17 protein-coding genes are annotated in these 20,202 nt (G+C 42.9%); 14 read left to right on the top strand and 3 right to left on the bottom strand.

Annotated features, from left to right (window positions below; translation table 11 throughout):
* Positions 1 to 39 precede the first annotated feature (39 nt).
* From uvrA to nusB, 5 genes are all read left to right on the top strand, one after another.
* Positions 40 to 2,865, top strand: a complete 2,826-nt coding sequence (uvrA, locus tag K1J10_RS00620; RefSeq protein WP_223355543.1) for an excinuclease ABC subunit UvrA — start codon at positions 40 to 42, stop codon at positions 2,863 to 2,865.
* Positions 2,862 to 3,929, top strand: coding sequence for a M24 family metallopeptidase (locus K1J10_RS00615; RefSeq protein ID WP_048716421.1), 1,068 nt, complete (start codon positions 2,862 to 2,864; stop codon positions 3,927 to 3,929). The genes uvrA and K1J10_RS00615 overlap by 4 nt, the downstream gene beginning before the upstream one ends.
* 85 nt (positions 3,930 to 4,014) lie before the next feature.
* The gene (efp, locus tag K1J10_RS00610; RefSeq protein ID WP_006595686.1) at positions 4,015 to 4,575 is read left to right on the top strand and encodes an elongation factor P; all 561 of its coding nucleotides are present in this window, start codon (positions 4,015 to 4,017) and stop codon (positions 4,573 to 4,575) included.
* 36 nt (positions 4,576 to 4,611) lie between these two features.
* The gene (locus K1J10_RS00605; protein ID WP_006595687.1) at positions 4,612 to 5,001 is read left to right on the top strand and encodes an Asp23/Gls24 family envelope stress response protein; all 390 of its coding nucleotides are present in this window, start codon (positions 4,612 to 4,614) and stop codon (positions 4,999 to 5,001) included.
* A complete protein-coding gene (gene nusB, locus K1J10_RS00600; RefSeq protein WP_223355542.1) occupies positions 4,994 to 5,422 on the top strand; it encodes a transcription antitermination factor NusB in 429 nt (142 codons plus the stop codon). Before K1J10_RS00605 ends, nusB begins: the two co-directional genes overlap by 8 nt.
* A gap of 248 nt (positions 5,423 to 5,670) precedes the next feature.
* Here nusB and K1J10_RS00595 read toward each other — a convergent pair whose 3' ends face one another.
* On the bottom strand, positions 5,671 to 6,636 hold the full coding sequence (locus tag K1J10_RS00595; RefSeq protein WP_223355541.1) for a LacI family DNA-binding transcriptional regulator: 966 nt from the start codon (positions 6,634 to 6,636) through the stop codon (positions 5,671 to 5,673).
* Positions 6,617 to 8,071 (bottom strand): sucrose-6-phosphate hydrolase, encoded by a 1,455-nt coding sequence (locus tag K1J10_RS00590; RefSeq protein ID WP_223355540.1) that lies wholly within the window; start codon positions 8,069 to 8,071, stop codon positions 6,617 to 6,619. Before K1J10_RS00590 ends, K1J10_RS00595 begins: the two co-directional genes overlap by 20 nt.
* Positions 8,072 to 8,451: 380 nt before the next feature.
* On the opposite strand from K1J10_RS00590, the gene K1J10_RS00585 reads away from it, so the two are divergent.
* The 4 genes from K1J10_RS00585 to K1J10_RS00570 all read left to right on the top strand — a co-directional run bounded on the left by K1J10_RS00585 (position 8,452) and on the right by K1J10_RS00570 (position 12,513).
* Complete coding sequence (locus K1J10_RS00585) at positions 8,452 to 10,341, top strand: sucrose-specific PTS transporter subunit IIBC (RefSeq protein ID WP_223355539.1); 1,890 nt, start codon at positions 8,452 to 8,454, stop codon at positions 10,339 to 10,341.
* Between the two features lie 199 nt (positions 10,342 to 10,540).
* Entirely contained in the window at positions 10,541 to 11,434 is an 894-nt protein-coding gene (scrK, locus tag K1J10_RS00580) for a fructokinase ScrK (protein ID WP_135782755.1), read from the top strand.
* A 107-nt stretch (positions 11,435 to 11,541) separates the two neighbouring features.
* Entirely contained in the window at positions 11,542 to 11,952 is a 411-nt protein-coding gene (locus tag K1J10_RS00575) for a peptide deformylase (RefSeq protein WP_223355538.1), read from the top strand.
* Between the two features lie 45 nt (positions 11,953 to 11,997).
* On the top strand, positions 11,998 to 12,513 hold the full coding sequence (locus K1J10_RS00570; RefSeq protein WP_223355537.1) for a phosphatase PAP2 family protein: 516 nt from the start codon (positions 11,998 to 12,000) through the stop codon (positions 12,511 to 12,513).
* Between the two features lie 61 nt (positions 12,514 to 12,574).
* Here the strand turns inward: K1J10_RS00570 and queG are convergent, their stop codons facing one another.
* Positions 12,575 to 13,708 carry a tRNA epoxyqueuosine(34) reductase QueG gene (queG, locus tag K1J10_RS00565; protein WP_223355536.1) on the bottom strand — a complete coding sequence of 378 codons (1,134 nt, stop codon included), beginning with the start codon at positions 13,706 to 13,708 and terminating at the stop codon, positions 12,575 to 12,577.
* A gap of 143 nt (positions 13,709 to 13,851) precedes the next feature.
* On the opposite strand from queG, the gene manA reads away from it, so the two are divergent.
* The 5 genes from manA (at position 13,852) to alr (ending at position 20,137) form a co-directional block, all read left to right on the top strand.
* Positions 13,852 to 14,796, top strand: a complete 945-nt coding sequence (gene manA, locus K1J10_RS00560; RefSeq protein WP_223355535.1) for a mannose-6-phosphate isomerase, class I — start codon at positions 13,852 to 13,854, stop codon at positions 14,794 to 14,796.
* Between the two features lie 206 nt (positions 14,797 to 15,002).
* Entirely contained in the window at positions 15,003 to 17,522 is a 2,520-nt protein-coding gene (secA, locus tag K1J10_RS00555) for a preprotein translocase subunit SecA (RefSeq protein ID WP_223355534.1), read from the top strand.
* Positions 17,523 to 17,542: 20 nt separating this feature from the next.
* The gene (locus K1J10_RS00550; RefSeq protein WP_223355533.1) at positions 17,543 to 18,574 is read left to right on the top strand and encodes a 3-deoxy-7-phosphoheptulonate synthase; all 1,032 of its coding nucleotides are present in this window, start codon (positions 17,543 to 17,545) and stop codon (positions 18,572 to 18,574) included.
* Between the two features lie 83 nt (positions 18,575 to 18,657).
* Entirely contained in the window at positions 18,658 to 19,020 is a 363-nt protein-coding gene (acpS, locus tag K1J10_RS00545; RefSeq protein ID WP_006595699.1) for a holo-ACP synthase, read from the top strand.
* Positions 19,010 to 20,137: an alanine racemase gene (alr, locus tag K1J10_RS00540; protein ID WP_223355532.1), complete on the top strand. Its 1,128-nt coding sequence runs from the start codon at positions 19,010 to 19,012 to the stop codon at positions 20,135 to 20,137. Before acpS ends, alr begins: the two co-directional genes overlap by 11 nt.
* Positions 20,138 to 20,202 lie beyond the last annotated feature (65 nt).

Below are 20,202 nucleotides of genomic sequence, written 5' to 3'. Positions count from 1 at the left end.
TATAATGAAGGATAAATAAATTGATGAAAAGTGGAAGAAATGCTCGATAAAATTGTCATTCATGGAGCGCGTGCTCATAATTTAAAAAATATTGATGTTGAAATTCCTCGAGATAAGCTGGTCGTGGTCACTGGTCTATCAGGTTCTGGGAAATCGAGCTTAGCCTTTGACACTCTCTATGCAGAAGGACAAAGACGTTATGTAGAGAGCCTGTCAGCTTATGCTCGTCAGTTTTTAGGAAATATGGAAAAACCCGATGTGGACTCGATTGATGGCCTAAGTCCAGCCATTTCCATTGACCAAAAAACAACCAGCAAAAATCCGCGGTCAACGGTTGGAACGACAACAGAAATTAACGATTACTTACGCCTTCTATATGCTCGTGTGGGGACTCCTTACTGTATCAACGGCCATGGAGCGATTACGGCTTCTTCGGTCGAGCAGATTGTAGACCAAGTTTTGGAATTGCCAGAGCGCCAACGCCTGCAAATTCTAGCGCCCATCGTTCGTAAGAAAAAAGGCCAACATAAGAATATCATCGAAAAGGTGCAAAAAGACGGCTATGTCCGGGTGCGTGTGGATGGCGAGATCTTTGATGTGACAGAAGTCCCAGAATTATCCAAAAGCCAACAGCACACAATTGAGGTTGTCGTAGACCGGATTGTCATCAAAGATGGCATTCGGTCCCGTCTCTTTGATTCGGTCGAAGCGGCCCTTCGGATCGCAGATGGCTACGTGGTCATCGATACCATGGACGAAAATGAACTGCTCTTTTCAGAGCATTATGCTTGCCCGGTTTGTGGCTTTACCGTCCCTGAGTTGGAACCTCGTCTCTTTTCATTTAATGCCCCCTTTGGCTCTTGTCCAGATTGTGATGGACTAGGGATCAAGCTAGAGGTGGACTTGGATTTGGTTGTTCCAGATTCTAGCAAGACTCTCCGTGAAGGAGCACTAGCACCCTGGAATCCGATTTCTTCTAACTACTATCCTCAGATGTTGGAGCAGGCCATGATCCAGTTTGGGATTGATATGGACAAGCCATTTGAAGACTTGTCCCCAGAAGACCGACACTTGATTTTCTATGGTTCTGAGGGCAAGGAATTCCATTTCCATTATGAGAATGAATTTGGTGGGGTTCGCGATATTGACATTCCTTTTGAAGGGGTCGTTACCAATATTAATCGCCGTTACCACGAAACGTCTAGCGACTTTACTCGCAATCAGATGTTGTCCTACATGAATGAATTGACTTGTGTCACCTGCCATGGGTATCGCTTGAATGACCAGGCCTTGTCTGTCCGAGTAGGAGGAGAGAGGGGGCTACATATTGGGCAAATCTCTGACTTGTCCATTGAGGACCATCTTAAGGTGGTAGCTGATCTCAAATTAACCAAGAATGAGGAGACCATTGCTCGACCGATTCTCAAAGAAGTCAAGGATCGTTTGACCTTCTTGAACAATGTTGGCTTGAGCTATCTGACCCTGTCTCGCTCGGCCGGGACTCTATCTGGGGGAGAGAGTCAGCGGATTCGCTTGGCGACCCAGATCGGCTCCAACCTCTCAGGTGTCCTCTATATCCTGGATGAGCCTTCGATCGGTCTTCATCAACGGGACAATGATCGCTTGATTGCTAGCCTCAAGAAGATGCGTGATTTGGGCAATACCTTGATCGTTGTCGAACACGATGAGGATACCATGAGAGAGGCTGATTACCTGATCGACGTCGGTCCAGGAGCCGGTGTCTTTGGAGGCGAGATTGTTGCGGCTGGAACGCCTAAGCAGGTAGCCCGCAATAGCAAATCCATCACTGGTCAGTACCTCTCTGGAAAACGGGCTATCCCTGTACCAACGGAACGACGGGTGGGCAACGGTCGCTTTATCGAATTGACAGGGGCTGCTGAAAATAACTTAAAAGAGGTGACCGCTCGCTTCCCGCTGGGCAAGTTCATTGCTGTTACTGGCGTTTCTGGATCAGGGAAGTCAACCTTAGTCAACAGTATTTTGAAAAAAACGCTGGCGCAAAAGTTGAACCGCAATTCAGAGAAACCCGGGAAATACAAAACCATTTCAGGTGTCGAGCACATTGATCGACTGATTGATATCGACCAAAGTCCGATTGGCCGCACTCCACGCTCCAATCCGGCTACCTATACAGGTGTATTTGACGACATTCGTGACCTCTTTGCCCAAACCAATGAAGCCAAGATTAGAGGCTACAAAAAAGGCCGTTTTAGTTTCAACGTCAAAGGAGGCCGGTGTGAGGCCTGTTCGGGAGATGGGATTATCAAGATTGAGATGCATTTCCTACCGGATGTCTATGTACCGTGTGAAGTCTGTCATGGACGACGCTACAATAGTGAAACCCTAGAAGTTCACTATAAAGAAAAAAATATCTCCCAGATTTTGGACATGACCGTCAATGATGCGGTGGATTTCTTTAAACATATTCCAAAGATTAATCGCAAATTACAAACCATCAAGGATGTCGGCTTGGGCTATGTGACCCTGGGACAGCCGGCAACGACGCTTTCTGGTGGAGAAGCCCAGCGGATGAAGTTGGCTTCAGAGCTTCATAAGCGCTCAACTGGCAAGTCCTTCTATATCTTGGATGAGCCGACAACAGGACTTCATACAGAGGATATCTCTTGTTTGCTCAAGGTTTTGGAACGCTTTGTGGACGATGGCAATACCGTTTTGGTTATTGAGCACAACTTAGATGTCATTAAGACAGCGGACCATATCATCGACTTAGGACCAGAAGGTGGTGTCGGTGGTGGTACCATTATTGCGACAGGAACACCAGAAGAAGTAGCCAGCAACCCAGCTAGCTTTACAGGACAGTATTTGAAAGGGAAATTACAATGAACCAACGAATTACAAATCTACGAACTAAAATGAAGGCACAGGATTTAAAAGCTGTCCTCATTAACAACTTGAAAAATGTCTACTATTTGACAGGTTTCTGGGGATCAAATGGGACTGTTTTGGTGACAGAAGAGCGCGTGGTCCTCTTCACCGATTCGCGCTATACCATTCATGCCCATGCGACTTGTTTCCCCTTTGTTGAGATTGTTGAAACCCGCAATGAATTGGAAGAAGCGGCAAAAATTGTCAAAGACGCAGCGATCCAAGAACTTGGCTTTGAGGATGAGATCACAGTTGCCTATCATACTCGTCTGGCGACAGTTTTCTCAGGAGTCTCTCTAAGAGCCTTGTCTGATTTTGTGATGGAGTTTCGTTTGATTAAGGATGAGACAGAAGTGGCAACCATCCGCAAGGCCTGCAGTATTTCAGATCAAGCCTTCCTAGATGTGCTGGAGTTTATCAAGGTTGGTCGAACAACAGAGTTAGAAGCGGCAACTTTCCTGGATTTCAGAATGCGGGAATTGGGAGCGTCAGGTGTATCCTTTGATATCATCTCCGCTGCGGGAGAGCGCTCTGCTATGCCCCATGCGACTCCAAGTGATCGCATCATCTCTGCTGGGGATGCCTTGACCTTGGACTTTGGCTGTCTCTACAACCATTACGTCAGTGATATGACCCGGACCATTTATGCAGGTCATGTCAGCGACAAGGAAAGAGAAATTTACGAAACGGTCTTGAAAGCCAACCAAGCTCTCATTTCTGAAGCCAAGGCTGGACTCGGTTTCCGTGATTTTGATAAAATTCCTCGGGATATTATTGAGGCTGCAGGATACGGTCAGTACTTTACTCATGGAATTGGCCATGGAATTGGCTTGGACATCCATGAAGAGCCTTATTTCAGTCAAACTTCAAAAGAAGTTATCAAGGCGGGGATGGTTTTGACAGATGAGCCAGGGATCTACATTGAAGGCTTATCTGGTGTCCGGATTGAAGATGATCTCCTGATTACGGAAACTGGCTGTGAAGTCTTGACCTTGGCACCGAAAGAATTGATTGTGATCTAAGGAAATTTGCAGAGACAGATTTGAGAAATCTGAGCATTTGTGATAAAATAAAGAGTAATATATTTTTAAAAAGAGGTATGAAAACATGATTGAAGCAAGTAAGTTGAAAGCTGGTATGACCTTTGAAACAGCTGATGGAAAATTGATCCGCGTTTTGGAAGCTAGCCACCACAAACCAGGTAAAGGAAACACCATCATGCGTATGAAATTGCGTGATGTACGTACTGGTTCAACTTTTGATACAAGCTACCGTCCAGAAGAAAAATTTGAGCAAGCTATTATTGAAACTGTACCGGCTCAATACTTGTATAAAATGGATGATACAGCTTACTTCATGAATACTGAAACATATGACCAATATGAAATTCCTGTTGTCAATGTTGAGAACGAATTGCTTTACATCCTTGAAAACTCAGAAGTGAAAATTCAATTCTACGGAAGTGAAGTGATTGGGGTGACTGTTCCTACAACTGTTGAATTGACAGTTGCTGAAACTCAACCATCTATTAAAGGTGCTACAGTGACAGGTTCTGGTAAACCAGCTACAATGGAAACAGGTCTTGTGGTAAACGTTCCAGACTTCATCGAAGCAGGACAAAAATTGATTATCAATACAGCTGAAGGAACTTACGTTTCTCGTGCCTAATCAGCTCTAAAATAGGTCTGATAGAAAGGAACTTCTATGGCAACTGAACAATACGGCGAAATCGTCATTGCACCTCGTGTGCTAGAAAAAATTATTGCGATTGCGACTGCAAAAGTAGATGGTGTTCATTCTCTTGAAAACAAGAGTGTATCGGATAGCCTTTCAAAACGTGCTCTTGGACGTGGGGTTTACCTTCGTACACAAGAAGATGGTCAAATTTCTGTTGATATTTACCTCTATCTAGAGTATGGTGTAGCAGTCCCTAAAGTAGCGGTTGCGATCCAAAAAGCAGTAAAAACAGCTGTCTATAATATGGCAGATGTCACCTTGGATGATGTCAATATCCATGTGGTTGGAATCGTGACTGAAAAAGCAGCGAAACCTGATTTGAAAGATTTGTTTAATGAGGATTTCCTCAATGACTGATATTTTATTTGAATCACGTCGTGATCTACGGGAGCGTGCCTTTCAAGCTCTAATGAGTTTAGAGTATGAAGGGGATGTTGTAGAAGCCTGTCAATTTGCTTTTACTCATGACAAAGAGGAGACTAACCAGGAAGTGGAAATTCCAGCTTTTCTACTCAATTTGGTATCTGGTGTTCGTCAATCAAAGGATGAATTGGATCAACAGATTGCCCAACACTTGAAAACTGGATGGACCGTCGAACGCTTGACTCTAGTGGAGAAAAACATTCTTCGTTTGGGTGTGTTTGAAATCACTTCATTTGATACCCCTCAGTTGGTTGCAGTGAATGAAGCGATTGAATTAGCTAAAACATTTTCAGATGAAAAATCTGCTCGGTTTGTGAATGGTGTCTTAAGCCAATTCGTAACGGAAGCAGAATAAGATAGAAAAGAAACCACCTTTGAGGGTGGTTTCTTTTTGAGTATAGAGCTTCGCTTGATTATGATAAGGAAAAAGACTGGTACAAAAGTCCGGCCTCTCAATTGACTTTGGATTGTCTAACAAGACGCAGTGGTTGAGTGGGCTCTACTACGCTGATTTTATCAGCTTTTACAGCCCTACTCAACTGTGCGGAGGTGGGACAACGAAATCGAATTCTAACGAATTACCGATTTCTGTCCCACTCTCTTTTAAACACTTTTGCCGGGTAAAACACTAACAGGGAGAAAATAGCCTGTTGTTTTTACGTCTTTTCCTTCGATTTTTTGAAGAAGAAGGTCGACTGTAAGGCGAGCAATCTCTTGTAAGGGTTGCTTGATGGTGGTGAGACGGGGGAAATAATTTTCGATAAAGTAGGTCCCGTCATAGCCAATGATCTTCAGGTCTTCTGGAATGGCAATGCCGAGTTCGTCAGCGATTTTCATCACCAAAATAGCCGTTAGATCGTCAGATGCAAAGATGGCATCCGGTTTTTGCTGAGTCAAGATGGACTTGATTTCCATTTCTTTGCGAATAGGTGAGTAATCACTGGAAACATTGATAATTTGTGCTTCTGGTAGGACGGAAGCAAAGCCAGCGTGGCGAAGACCGGTTGGGGAATTAGAGTTGTCATTCCCTGTAATCATAATAATCTTTTGTGCCCCTGTCTTGGCAAGGGTTTCTGCAGCGAGAACTCCACCAGCGTAGTTATCTGAAGAGACGACTGGAATCTCAGGGGAGAGGTTCCGGTCAAAGGCGATGATAGGAGCTGTGACCCGGTTATAATCTTCAATTCCCAGATTATGACTACCAGAAATAATCCCATCTACTTGATTGGCTTCTAGCATTTCGATGTATTCACGTTCTTTTTCCGAATCATGCTCGCTATTACAAATAATGGTTTTGTACCCATGTTTAAACAGTTCTTCTTCCAGTTTATCGATTAATTCTGCATAGAAGACATGGCTGATTTTTGGAAAGATCAAGCCGATTAACTTGGCTGATTTTCCTTGTAGGCTCCGAGCAATCGTATTCGGCTTGTAGCCCAATTCCCTCATGGCCTCTTTAACCTTTGAGACAGTTTTTTCAGATAAATAGCCCTTTTTGTTAATGACTCGTGAAACTGTCGTTGGGCTGACGCCAGCTAATTTGGCGACATCAGTGAGCTTTGCGACCATAGTCTAGTTCGTAGTATGTTCCAGTAGGTGTTCCGGATTTGATCAAGATACCAGTTTGATCAGCATGCGGGAAGACGCGACCAGAGAATACCTTTTCTCCTTTGTTGATAAAGATTTCAAAAATCGAGTTATCGATGAAAATTGTAGCAGTTGTCGCTTGATTTTCGATCGGGCAAGTACGAGTAGTTCCAAACTCTTGGGCATACTGTTCGCCAGCTTGGCTACGGTCGACAATGACTTGACCATTTGCAATATCAAAAGTAATAGAAAGTCCTTTGCCTTCTTTATCGGCTAGGAGAACAATCTCACTTTTGCTATTGGCTTCAAAGGTTAATTCTAACTCGTAGCAATTATTGGTTGTTTCCTTGTTTGTAAATTCGGAAGAAGTGGAGCGGAGCTCTTTTACAGCTTCAACCGGATATTGATAAAGTTTACCGTCCTGAATGGTTAGCTCTTTGACCAAAGAGAAGGATCCTTGGTGGTCATAGCGATCGGATGGGTATGCGACATCTGGTAAACCTAACCAGCTAACCGTTAAGGCTCTTCCATCAGGAGTGTTGAAGCCTTGAGTTGCATAGGCTTCGAAGCCGTAGTCCAAGTTGTGCAATTCAGATACGTCAACGAGACGAGCTTGTCCAGGATCAAAAGAAGCCCCAATCTTATACATATTTGGGTAGATATTGTCGTAGTCGAGGACTGCTTTGTCCAAACCTTGAGGGCAATACAGAAGGACAGGTTGCTCACCGACGAAGACCAAGTTAGGACATTCCATCATATAAGCTGTACGATCATTGTTGAAATCAAGATCGCCTACTTCAACCCAGTTGGTATAATCGTTATTCACCGCTTTGTAAAGGCGAACGAATCCTTTTTTCTCAAGGTCTTGACCCCCGACGATGGCATAGTATTGATCTTTGAATTTAAAAATCTGTGGGTCGCGGAAATGATCGGTAGCATCCTCTGGTTGATCAATGAGGATTTGGTCGATTTTTTCGAGATTTCCATCCTGGTCTAAGAGAGCTCCGATTTGGTAGGGATGACGGATCCAGTTCTCGTCTCGTACATTTCCTGTATAGAATAAGAAAAGTTTATCATCGAATTGCATAGCCGAACCAGAATAGGCTCCGTGGCTATCCAAAGGTGTGTCTGGTAAAACTTTAAGACCAGTTTCTTTAAAATGAACTAAATCATCACTTTCCAGTTGTACCCAAGACTTCAATCCGTGAGCGGCTCCAAAGGGAAAATTCTGGTAAAAAAGAATCCATTTACCATTAAAATAGGAGAAACCATTCGGGTCATTTAAAAGACCAGTTTTGGGTTCGACATGGTAATGAGTATGCCAAGGAGAATTAGCCATGTTTTCTTTTATTTGTTTCTTTTCTTCTTCGGTCCAGTCTTCATATCGTTTGTACCGAAGTGCTGTTGTCCATTCCATTTGACTCCTCCAAAATTTTTCTTACTTCCATAGTACCGATTTCTATAAAAAAAAGCAAGACTTTGGCCAAAGAATTGAGAAAAAATGTCAAACGTTTATCATAAGATTTAGTAGGAGAAACTAGATTGAGTTTTTGAAAATAAATGAAAATATGAAAGTTTTTGAAAACAAATTAATATAAAACATCCAATAGGATAGGTAGATTAGGTATTTATGTGAATGAAAATGAAAAACAATTGTTTCAAACAATCAAAAATAGCAAAATGTTATCAAAAACTTTCTGCAAAACGGTTGACATATTCTTAATACGTGGTACAATTAAATGCGTAGAGACGGGTGAACCGTTTTCAAAACAATAAAAAATAAGGAGATTTTTGCAAATGTCAAATACAGAAATTGCAAAAAAAGTCATCGATGCGATCGGTGGAGTTGAGAACGTCAACAGTGTTGCTCACTGTGCGACTCGTCTTCGTGTGATGGTGAAAGATGAAGCGAAAGTCGACAAAAATGCTGTCGAAAATATTGAAAAAGTTCAAGGAGTTTTCTTTAACTCAGGTCAATACCAAATCATCTTTGGTACTGGTACTGTGAACAAGATTTATGATGAAGTAGTCGCTCTTGGATTGCCAACTTCAACTAAGGCTGAAATGAAAGCAGAAGCCGCTAAACAAGGAAATTGGTTCCAACGGGCTATCCGTACATTTGGTGATGTCTTTGTACCAATCATCCCAGTTATTGTTGCGACAGGTCTCTTCATGGGTGTCCGTGGACTCTTGAATGCCCTTGGTGTGACTCTTCCAGAAGATGTTACGACTTATACTCAAATTTTGACGGATACGGCCTTCATCATCTTGCCAGGTCTTGTCGTTTGGTCAACCTTCCGTGTCTTTGGTGGGAATCCAGCAGTTGGTATCGTTCTTGGTATGATGCTTGTTTCTGGTTCGCTTCCAAATGCCTGGGCGGTTGCATCCGGTGGTGAAGTGACTGCTATGAAATTCTTCGGCTTTATTCCAGTAGTAGGGTTGCAAGGATCTGTTCTTCCAGCCTTTATTATCGGGGTTGTTGGAGCTAAGTTTGAAAAAGCTGTTCGTAAAGTAGTTCCAGATGTCCTTGATCTCTTAGTGACACCATTTGTTACTCTTTTCGTAATGTCAATTCTTGGTCTATTCCTTATTGGACCAGTATTCCACGTTGTTGAAAACTACATTCTTCTTGGAACAAAAGCTGTTCTTAGCTTACCATTTGGTCTTGGTGGGTTGTTGATTGGTGGGGTACACCAAATTATTGTCGTATCAGGTGTTCACCACATCTTCAACTTGCTTGAAATTCAATTGCTTGCTGCTGACCATGCCAACCCATTTAATGCTATCATCACAGCTGCTATGACTGCTCAAGGAGCTGCTACTGTAGCGGTTGGTGTGAAAACTAAAAATCCTAAATTGAAAACTCTTGCTTTCCCAGCTGCTCTTTCTGCCTTCTTAGGTATTACTGAGCCTGCGATTTTTGGGGTTAACTTGCGTTTCCGTAAACCATTCTTCCTTTCATTGATTGCAGGTGCTATCGGTGGTGGATTGGCTTCACTTCTTGGTCTTGCTGGTACTGGTAGTGGAATCACAATCATTCCAGGTACAGTGCTTTATGTAAATGGTCAACTCCCACAATACTTCCTTATGGTAGCAGTATCATTTGCTCTTGGTTTTGCTCTTACTTACATGTTTGGTTTTGAGGATGAAGAACCTGAAACTGTAACTGAAAGTGCTACAACAGATCGTTTTGTTGAGGAAGCTGTGACTGGAACCGTTCCTGCAACTCTTCAAGATGAAACCATTATTTCACCAATCGTTGGGCAAGCTGTTGCTTTAGAAAATGTGAATGACCCTGTCTTCTCAAGCGGTGCTATGGGTCAAGGGATTGCAGTGAAGCCATCTGAAGGTGTCGTTTATGCTCCTGCAGATGCTGAAGTAACCATTGCTTTTGCAACTGGACATGCCTTCGGTTTGAAGACAGCGAATGGTGCTGAAATCTTGATCCACGTTGGGATTGACACTGTTTCAATGAATGGTGACGGTTTTGAGCAAAAAGTTGCACAAGGTGACAAGGTTAAAGCTGGTGATGTTCTTGGAACATTTGATTCTGCTAAAATTGCAGCAGCTGGTCTTGATGATACAACAATGGTCATCGTCACAAACACAGCTGACTATGCTTCAGTAACTCCAGTAGCTACTGGTGCAGTTGCTAAAGGCGATGCGATTATTGAAGTAAAAGCATAATTTAAAATATGATTGCTCAAGGACTGGTTAGGGTATCCTCCAGTCCTTGAATTTTGTTTGGAGATGAGGTTTGGAATAAAAAAGTTGCTCACCTAATGTTGAAACATAAATAAGAGTAGTTTTTTCTTTAAGGAATAGAAGTGAACCGTTTTCCTTTATGATATAATAGAAAAAAAGAGAATTGAAGAAGAGGATTGATATGACTAAATTATATGGAAGTCTTGAAGCTGGTGGAACAAAGTTTGTTTGTGCTGTAGGTGACGAAAATAATAACGTCATTGAAAAGACACAGTTTCCAACAACAACCCCTATTGAAACCCTTGATAAATGTATTGAGTTTTTCTCTAAATTTGAAAGCCTTGCTGGTTTAGCGATTGGTTCATTTGGACCGATTGATATTGATAAAAATTCAAAAACATATGGTTTTATTACAACAACTCCCAAACCCCATTGGGCGAATATTGATGTGGTAGGGGCTTTCCGTCGTGCGTTAAATGTACCGATTTACTTTACAACGGACGTAAATAGCTCGGCATATGGTGAAGTTGTCGCTCGTAATAATGCGGGTGCACGGATTGAAAACCTAGTCTACTATACAATTGGTACAGGGATTGGTGCAGGTGTCATCCAGCGTGGTGAATTCATTGGTGGAGTGGGACATCCTGAAATGGGCCATTACTATGTTGCTAAACACCCAATGGATGTTGAAAAAGAATTTAATGGTGTGTGTCCATTCCACAGAGGCTGTTTAGAGGGTCTTGCGGCTGGTCCAAGCCTGGAAGCTCGTACTGGTATTCGTGGGGAAAATATCGAACTCAATAGCTCTGTATGGGATATCCAAGCCTACTATATTGCCCAAGCTGCTGTCAATGCAACTGTAACCTTCCGCCCAGATGTGATTGTCTTTGGTGGAGGAGTGATGGCACAACAGCACATGTTGGATCGCGTTCGTGAAAAATTCACAGTATTATTGAACGGCTACTTACCAGTTCCAGATGTTCGTGACTACATCGTGACTCCTGCGGTAGCTGGAAATGGTTCAGCAACCTTGGGTAACTTTGTCTTAGCAAAACAAGTCAGCAAAAAAGACTAATCAGGTAAGGCTGAAACAACAAAAAGCATGAAATGCTAGGGGAGGGAGTTCTTCGTCGGGAAGATGGATGAATGACCTTCTCTTTTTTAAGCAAGAGAGGAGAAAAGATGGAAAAAGCCATTATGAAGGATCCCTTCTTTTTGAGTCAAGTATCTGAAGAAGCGACAAAAGAGGATTTGTATCTGGCGCAAGACTTACAAGATACCTTACGAGCTCACCAAGATTCCTGTGTTGGCATGGCGGCCAATATGATTGGTGTACGCAAGCGAGTGATCATTATCCAATTTGGTTTGATGCCCTTGGTTCTCTTTAACCCTGTTCTAGTCAAGAAAGAAGGAGTTTATGAGACAGAAGAGGGGTGTCTTTCTTTGGTAGGGAGCCGAAAAACGAGCCGCTTTGAAAAGATTCAAGTCTCCTACCGCGACATGAATTGGAAGCCTCAGCTCATAAGCTTAGAAGGTTTTGCGGCTCAGATTTGCCAGCATGAGCTAGATCACCTGGAAGGGATTTTGATCTAGGTCCAGTTGCTGCTTGTTAAGGAATCGATCGAAGAGAAATTGTTGATGAAAAAAGAATATTTGTTCTATGAACGTGTTAGACCATTTTTTGTGTCCCATCCCTATTATCTTTCTTTATTAAAGTGGGCTAACCGCCTCGTCACCCTCCTGATGCCACTCCTTTACTTTTATGTTCTTTGGGCAGCCTATCTGAAAGCTTCCGAGCTTTGGGTTGTTCTTGCCTATCTGTTGGTTCCAGCCTCTGGCTTTATTTTATTGAGTGTCATTCGAAAAGCAATCAATTGGCCCCGTCCCTATGAGCTTGGCACATTTCCACCTCTCTTAGAGAGAGAAGGCAAGGGGAGTTCTATGCCAAGTCGGCATGTTTTTTCGGCGGCAATCATTTCGACGGTAGCTTGGGGTGTGAATCCTCTTCTATCGAGCTTAGGTCTCTTCTTGGCTCTGCTATTGGCAGGAGTTCGTGTTCTGGCGGGACTCCATTTTGTCCGTGATGTCGTAGTCGGATTTGTCGTTGCACTCCTATGGGGAATCGTCAGTTTTTCTCTATTAGGAATTTTCTGATAGAGGCTGGATGAGAGAAGTAAGAAATGATTAAAAACTGCCTAACTCAGTTAGGCAGTTTTTAATTATGTGAGATTTGGTGTTGGAATTTTTGGAAGAACCGTTCACGTTCTTCTATAATCGCAGGACTTGGGTTTTTGAGGGAAGTTAACAAATCAACCAAGTCAGGTGTGACTTCACGAATCAGCTCTCCCAGTGACCAAATGGCTGTTGCAATATGAATCTGGTTTTGCGAGGTTTCGATGATTTCTAACAGTTTAGGAATAGCAGACCGGTCATTAGCATTGGCCAAAGCAATGATAGCATTGCGCTGGAGAATATTTTTTCCCCGCCAACTACCAGCGACCATTCCAAATTTTTCCTTGAATTGTCCATTGGATAACTCAATAAAGGGGATTAATTCTGGGTGAGCCAATTCAGGATCGATATCAGTGGCTAATGGATTGTCCAGACCACGATTGTAGGGGCAACAGATTTGACAGATATCACAACCGTAGATGACCGTTTTAATCTTTTTACGGAATTCCAGATCCATCATCCCCTTGTCTTGGGTCTGAAAGGAAAGGCAACGTCGGGCATTCATAGAGCCATCTCCGATTAAACAAGAAGTCGGGCAGGCTTCTACACAGCGGTTACAATCTCCGCAACCATAGTCAACGGCTTGATCGGGTTCAATCTCTAGGTTGGTGATAAGCTCCCCTAAAAACATATAAGAACCGTATTCTTTCGAGATGACGAGGCCGTTCTTTCCGATAAAGCCAATCCCAGCTCGTTGAGCAACCGCGGTATCCACTAAGGCACCGGTATCCACCATGCCCTTGTATTCGAAGTCGGCGGTTAATTCTTCAATTCCTCTTGCTAGCCGGTCTAATTTATCTTGCAAGACATAGTGATAATCAAGGCCCCAACTGTTGGGGGTGAATTTTCCGCGTTTATAGGCCGTCTTCTGAGGTTGTTGTTTTAACTTGTGGGGATAGGCAACGGCAATGGAAATAATCGTTTTAGCAGAAGCTAAACTTAAGCATGGTTGGATTCGTTCTTCAATATTTTTGTGCTCAAAACCAGAATTTCGGCCTTCTTCCACAGCTAGGCGGAGGGATTTTTCTAAATAGGAAAAATCATCTGCCGTGGTAAAGCCAATTTTTGAAATACCAATGGAGTGAGCCAATTCAATAATAGATTCTTTGAGGTTCATATACCTATTATAGCGGAAAGCTGGTAAAAATGCGAAAAACGTGCAAAAAATTAAAAAGGGTCTAAACAGCTTGGCATGGCTTTCAAAAATGAGTAGAATTTGGTATAATAAGGTATTGAATACAAGGATATATGGAGGCAGGTATGTCACAACCGTTATTTTTACAATCCGTCATGCAGGAAAAGATTTGGGGTGGAACTAGATTACGAGATGAGTTTGGCTATGAAATCCCGAGCGATCATGTTGGTGAATACTGGGCTATTTCGGCCCATCCACATGGTGTTTCTGTTGTTAAGAATGGACCTTATGCTGGAATGGGCTTAGACCAACTATATGCAGAGCATCGCGAATTATTTGGAGATCGAACAGAACCGGTTTTTCCTTTGTTGACAAAGATTCTAGATGCAAATGACTGGCTCAGTGTTCAGGTTCACCCAGATGATGCCTATGGAATGGAGCATGAAGGAGAACTTGGGAAAACTGAATGCTGGTATATTATTGCCGCTGATGAAGGGGCAGAGATTATCTATGGTCACCACGCTCAGTCCAAGGAAGAATTGCGCCAAATGATCGAAGCCAAAGAATGGGATGATCTGTTAGCACGGGTTCCTGTGAAAGCGGGAGATTTTTTCTATGTGCCAAGTGGTACCATGCATGCCATCGGTTCAGGTATCCTAATCTTGGAAACCCAGCAATCGAGCGATACAACTTATCGAGTTTACGACTTTGATCGCAAAGATGATCAAGGGAATTTACGTGAGTTGCATATTGAACAGTCCATTGATGTACTGAACTTAGGTGCTCCGGCAAATAGCCGACCGGTTGAGGAAAAAGTCGATCACTTGTCGTCTACTTTGTTAGTGGTCAATGACTTCTTTGGTGTTCACAAGTGGGTAGTCAATGGGGAAGTTCGATTTGAAAAGACCCATGATTATAGCTTGGTGAGCGTTCTCTCAGGGCAAGGAAGTCTTCAGGTAGATGGGGTAGATTATCCGATTGGAAAAGGAGACCACTTTATCTTAACGAGTGATATCCAGACTTGGACCTTGTCAGGAGAAGAGATGGAATTAATTGTCAGTCATCCATAAATGGAGAAAGGAGGTTGAGTCATCAAGTACTCAGCCTTTTGTTGTTTTTAGGAATTTTCTAATGGATGGTTGGAAGGTGAAATTGATAAGGGAAAAAGAGGGGGAAACCATTTTCTAATCAATGGAATTTCTTGATGGATAAGCTACAGTATGCTATAATAAAAAGAACGTTTAAAATTTAAGAAATTTGAAAAGTAAGGAAACTAATGGCTAATTTATTAAAAACAATTATCGAAAATGATAAAGGTGAATTAAGACGATTGGAAAAGATGGCAGATAAGGTCTTCTCGTATGAAGATCAAATGGCTGCCTTGTCAGATGATGAACTGAAAGCGAAAACAGAAGAGTTCAAGCAACGCTACCAAGATGGTGAATCATTGGATGATCTCCTCTATGAAGCTTTCGCAGTAGTTCGTGAAGGTGCTAAACGTGTCTTGGGCTTGTTCCCTTATAAAGTACAGGTCATGGGGGGAATTGTTCTTCACCATGGTGACGTTCCAGAAATGCGTACAGGGGAAGGGAAAACCTTGACCGCGACCATGCCGGTGTATTTGAATGCCCTATCTGGTAAAGGAGTTCACGTTGTTACTGTCAACGAATACTTGACAGAACGTGACGCGACAGAGATGGGGGAATTGTACTCATGGCTAGGTCTTTCAGTTGGGATCAACCTAGCTGCAAAATCACCTTCTGAAAAACAAGAAGCTTACGCTTGTGATATCACCTATTCAACCAACGCGGAAATCGGTTTCGACTACTTGCGTGATAACATGGTTGTTCGTGCCGAAAACATGGTACAACGTCCTTTGAACTACGCATTGGTCGATGAGGTAGACTCCATCTTAATCGATGAAGCCCGTACTCCATTGATTGTTTCAGGTCAGACTTCTACAGAAACTAGCCAACTTTATCACATGGCGGATGCCTTTGTGAAATCTTTGGAAGAAGAAGACTACATTATTGATGTCCCTTCAAAAACGATTGGTTTGTCAGATTCTGGAATTGATAAGGCTGAAAGCTACTTTAAGCTTGAAAACTTGTATGACATTGAAAATGTTGCTTTAACGCACTACATTGACAATGCTCTCCGTGCCAACTACATCATGATTTTGGATATCGACTATGTGGTCAGTGAGGATCAAGAAATCTTGATCGTCGACCAATTTACAGGTCGGACCATGGAAGGTCGTCGTTATTCAGACGGCTTGCACCAAGCGATTGAGGCTAAAGAAGGTGTGCCGGTTCAAGAAGAAACCAAAACATCAGCTTCTATTACCTACCAAAACTTGTTCCGTATGTACAAGAAACTTTCAGGGATGACAGGTACTGGTAAAACAGAAGAAGAAGAATTCCGTGAAATCTACAACATTCGCGTCATTCCAATTCCAACCAACCGTCCGATTGCACGTATTGACCATCCAGACCTTCTCTATCCAAGCTTGAAATCGAAGTTTAAAGCTGTAGTAGAAGATGTAAAGGCTCGCTATGAAAAAGGCCAACCAGTCTTGGTGGGTACTGTTGCTGTTGAAACCAGTGACTACCTATCTCGCCTTTTGGTCGAAGCAGGCGTTCCTCACGAAGTCTTGAATGCGAAAAACCACTACAAAGAAGCACAAATCATCATGAACGCTGGTCAACGTGGTGCCGTTACGATCGCGACCAACATGGCCGGACGTGGTACCGATATCAAGCTCGGCGAAGGAGTTCGTGAACTCGGTGGACTTTGTGTCATTGGTACAGAGCGTCATGAAAGCCGTCGTATTGATAACCAGTTGCGTGGACGTTCTGGACGTCAAGGGGATCCAGGTGAATCTCAATTCTACCTTTCTCTTGAAGATGAGTTGATGCGTCGTTTCGGTACAGAGCGCATCAAGGCCTTGCTAGACCGTTTCAAACTAAGCGAAGAAGAATCTGTCATCAGATCCAACATGTTTACACGCCAAGTTGAAGCAGCTCAAAAACGAGTGGAAGGGAACAACTATGACACTCGTAAGCAAGTCCTTCAGTATGATGATGTTATGCGGGAACAACGCGAGATTATCTACTCTCAACGCTATGATGTTATTACAGCGGATCGTGATTTAGCTCCAGAAATCAAGGCTATGATCAAACGGACCATTAAACGGATCGTTGAAGGAGCAAGCCACTCAAGCAAGGAAGAACGGATCGAAGCTATTCTGAACTTTGCCAAATACAATTTGGTCCCTGAAGATACGATTTCAGAGAGCGATATTGAAGGCAAATCGGATAAAGATGTGATTGATTACTTGTATAAACGCGCTGAAGAGGTTTATGAAAACCAAGTAGCGAAACTACGTGATGAAGAAGCAGTCAGAGAATTCCAAAAGGTCTTGATCCTTCGTGTTGTGGATAGTAAATGGACTGATCATATCGATGCTTTAGATCAATTGCGTAATGCTGTCGGTCTTCGTGGCTATGCACAAAACAATCCTGTAGTTGAATACCAATCTGAAGGATTCCGTATGTTCAACGACATGATTGGCTCTATCGAGTTTGATGTGACTCGTTTGATGATGAAAGCTCAAATTCATGAACAAGAGCGTCCACGTACAGAACACAGTATTTCAACGACAGCGACTCGCAACATTGCCGCTCAAAAAACTGATTTACCAGAAGATCTTGATTTGAGTCAAATCAAACGCAATGATATTTGTCCATGTGGATCTGGTAAGAAATTTAAAAACTGTCACGGTAAAAAACTCTAATCGTATGAAAGGATTTGCCTATGTCTTTTACAGCTACTAGCCCAATCATTGATGAAACAACGGTGACTTCTCTTTATCGCTTAGAAGGGGAACATTTGGCTCGCAAAGAAGCGCGTGATCGTGAACTAGCCTCTATTTTAAAGGGGGAAGACAAGCGGATCTTGCTTGTGATGGGACCATGCTCATCAGATAATGAGGAAGCGGTGATGGAATATGCTCGTCGACTTGCAGCCCTTCAAGAAGAAGTCAAAGATCGGGTCTTCATTGTGATGCGGGTCTATACTGCTAAACCTCGGACCAATGGTGATGGCTATAAAGGCTTGATGCATCAGCCAGATACTGCTTCAGAACCAAGTTTTGTAGCTGGTTTAAAGGCTGTTCGTCGCTTGCATCATCGAGTGATTACAGAAACCGGATTGACAACAGCAGACGAATTGTTGTATCCAGAGACCTACCCATTTGTTGAGGATTTACTTTCCTATGTTGCTATTGGGGCACGTTCTGTAGAAGATCAAGGCCATCGATTTGTAGCGAGTGGAATTTCAGTCCCAACTGGATTGAAAAATCCGACATCTGGAAATCTGTTTGTCATGTTTAATGCGATTTATGCTGCACAGCATGGGCATCATTTCTTCTATAATGGTCGTTCTGTGGAGACAAGCGGAAATTCATTCGGACACGCTATTCTGCGTGGGGCCTTAGATGCGAATGGGAAAAATATTCCAAACTACCACTATGAAGATCTGTTAGAAGCTGCGCATCGCTACCAAGCCTTGGGATTGCAACATCCATTTATCCTGGTTGATACCAATCATGATAATTCAGGGAAAAAATTTGCTGAGCAGATTCGCATTGTCAGAGAAACCCTTACAAATCGTAGCTGGAATCCAATTATCCATGATGTAGTCCGTGGATTTATGATTGAATCTTATCTAGAGGACGGTCGTCAAGATCAACCAGAAGTATTTGGTCAATCGATCACAGACCCATGCTTGGGTTGGGAAAAGACAGAAAGCTTAGTACGAGAAATTTATCAGTATGTAGCTGAATAAGATGAAAGGGCTGGAGAAAAGATTCTCAGCCCTTTCCTTCTTAAATTGAGTTGTCGATAGAGAATCATTGAAGAGGAAATAATATGATTGTTGGACATGGGATAGATATCGAATCGATCCAATCCATTGAACAAGCCTACCAGAGACATCCGAGATTTGCTTCCAAGGTATTGACAGAGACGGAACGAGAACGGTTCGACCAATTATCTGGAAAACGGAAAATGGAATACCTGGCAGGTCGATGGTCTGCCAAAGAAGCCTTTTCCAAGGCTTGGGGAACAGGAATTGGTCCAGTAGGATTTCAGGATTTGGAAATTCTAACCAATCAAAAAGGAGCGCCCTATTTTTCAAAAGCTCCTTTTAGTGGAAAGATTTGGGTATCGATTAGTCACTCAGGCGATTTAGTTTCGACCAGTGTCATTTTGGAGGAAAGAAATGAAAGCTAGTATACATAGACCAACGCGAGCATATGTGGATGTAGAGGCTATTGCCTATAATGTTCAACAAATACAAGCCCATATTCCGAAAGAGACCTTGACTTTTGCAGTTGTCAAGGCTAATGCCTACGGCCATGGGGTTGTGCCAGTGGTAGAACGTTTATTGCCACTAGTAGATGCTTTTTGTGTCTCCAACCTAGATGAAGCCTTGGAAGTTCGCCAAGTAGCAGGTGAAAAGCCGATTTTAATTTTGGGTGTTGCACCAGTGGAACACGTTGCGATCGCCATCAAAGAGGGAATTCGCTATACAGTGGCTAGTCTCGAGTGGTTGAAAGCTTTGTTAGCTAAAAAGACTGATTTGAGTGGGTTGAAGGTTCATATAAAAGTGGATTCAGGAATGGGACGAATTGGTTTCCGTTCAGCAGAAGACTTGCAAGAAGCCATGATTTTATTAAGAGACCATGGAGCAGAAGTGGAAGGGATCTTTACTCATTTTGCAACAGCTGATGAGATAGATGATCGCCATTTTCAAAACCAATTGCAACGATTTAAGTGCTTACTGGAGCTCTTGCCCTTTACTTCGAAAATCGTTCATGCTAGCAATTCAGCAACAACTTTATGGCATGCTGATACCATATTTAATGCGGTCCGACTGGGCGATGTCATGTATGGCCTCAATCCAAGTGGAAGAGAGTTAGAACTTCCCTATGACATCCGTCCTGCTTTGAGTTTGGAAACAGAATTGGTGCATGTCAAGCCACTAGAAGTGGGGCAGACAGTTGGCTATGGAGCGACCTATCAGACTAGTGATGAAGAGTGGATTGGGACCATTCCGATTGGCTATGCAGATGGCTGGACCAGAGATATGCAAGGTTTTCATGTCCTTGTTGATGGGCAATTCTGCCCGATTGTCGGTCGCGTATCCATGGACCAAATCACCATTCGCCTACCGAAGGCCTACCCGATTGGGACTAAGGTAGTATTGATCGGAGTAGATGGTGATCTAGCTATAACGACAACGGACGTAGCAGATTATAGAGGCACGATCAACTATGAGGTTGTTTGTGTCTTGAGCGATCGCGTCCCAAGAGTTTATCGTCCAACAAAGGAAGATAGTGGGAAGTAAGCTGTTTGTCTTTTCCTAGCTTCCTTTCATAAAAAGTTCGAGATGAAAGAGGTTGAAGACGAATG

The organism is Streptococcus australis (assembly GCF_019930045.1).
In the GTDB taxonomy this organism is placed as follows: Bacteria; Bacillota; Bacilli; order Lactobacillales; family Streptococcaceae; genus Streptococcus; species Streptococcus australis_D.
The sequence above is the reverse complement of the archived record's forward strand: the minus strand, read 5'-3'. Positions and strand labels throughout refer to the sequence as shown.

Bases quoted from the DNA above. Each gene is read 5' to 3' on its own strand.
- K1J10_RS00605 (WP_006595687.1), top strand. From the start codon at position 4,612: ATGGCAACTGAACAATACGGCGAAATCGTCATTGCACCTCGTGTGCTA.
- secA (WP_223355534.1), top strand. From the start codon at position 15,003: ATGGCTAATTTATTAAAAACAATTATCGAAAATGATAAAGGTGAATTA.
- acpS (WP_006595699.1), top strand. From the start codon at position 18,658: ATGATTGTTGGACATGGGATAGATATCGAATCGATCCAATCCATTGAA.
- alr (WP_223355532.1), top strand. From the start codon at position 19,010: ATGAAAGCTAGTATACATAGACCAACGCGAGCATATGTGGATGTAGAG.
- queG (WP_223355536.1), bottom strand. From the start codon at position 13,708: ATGAACCTCAAAGAATCTATTATTGAATTGGCTCACTCCATTGGTATT.
- scrK (WP_135782755.1), top strand. From the start codon at position 10,541: ATGACTAAATTATATGGAAGTCTTGAAGCTGGTGGAACAAAGTTTGTT.
- K1J10_RS00595 (WP_223355541.1), bottom strand. From the start codon at position 6,636: ATGGTCGCAAAGCTCACTGATGTCGCCAAATTAGCTGGCGTCAGCCCA.
- K1J10_RS00570 (WP_223355537.1), top strand. From the start codon at position 11,998: ATGAAAAAAGAATATTTGTTCTATGAACGTGTTAGACCATTTTTTGTG.
- K1J10_RS00615 (WP_048716421.1), top strand. From the start codon at position 2,862: ATGAACCAACGAATTACAAATCTACGAACTAAAATGAAGGCACAGGAT.
- K1J10_RS00590 (WP_223355540.1), bottom strand. From the start codon at position 8,071: ATGGAATGGACAACAGCACTTCGGTACAAACGATATGAAGACTGGACC.
- K1J10_RS00550 (WP_223355533.1), top strand. From the start codon at position 17,543: ATGTCTTTTACAGCTACTAGCCCAATCATTGATGAAACAACGGTGACT.
- uvrA (WP_223355543.1), top strand. From the start codon at position 40: ATGCTCGATAAAATTGTCATTCATGGAGCGCGTGCTCATAATTTAAAA.
- manA (WP_223355535.1), top strand. From the start codon at position 13,852: ATGTCACAACCGTTATTTTTACAATCCGTCATGCAGGAAAAGATTTGG.
- efp (WP_006595686.1), top strand. From the start codon at position 4,015: ATGATTGAAGCAAGTAAGTTGAAAGCTGGTATGACCTTTGAAACAGCT.
- K1J10_RS00585 (WP_223355539.1), top strand. From the start codon at position 8,452: ATGTCAAATACAGAAATTGCAAAAAAAGTCATCGATGCGATCGGTGGA.
- K1J10_RS00575 (WP_223355538.1), top strand. From the start codon at position 11,542: ATGGAAAAAGCCATTATGAAGGATCCCTTCTTTTTGAGTCAAGTATCT.
- nusB (WP_223355542.1), top strand. From the start codon at position 4,994: ATGACTGATATTTTATTTGAATCACGTCGTGATCTACGGGAGCGTGCC.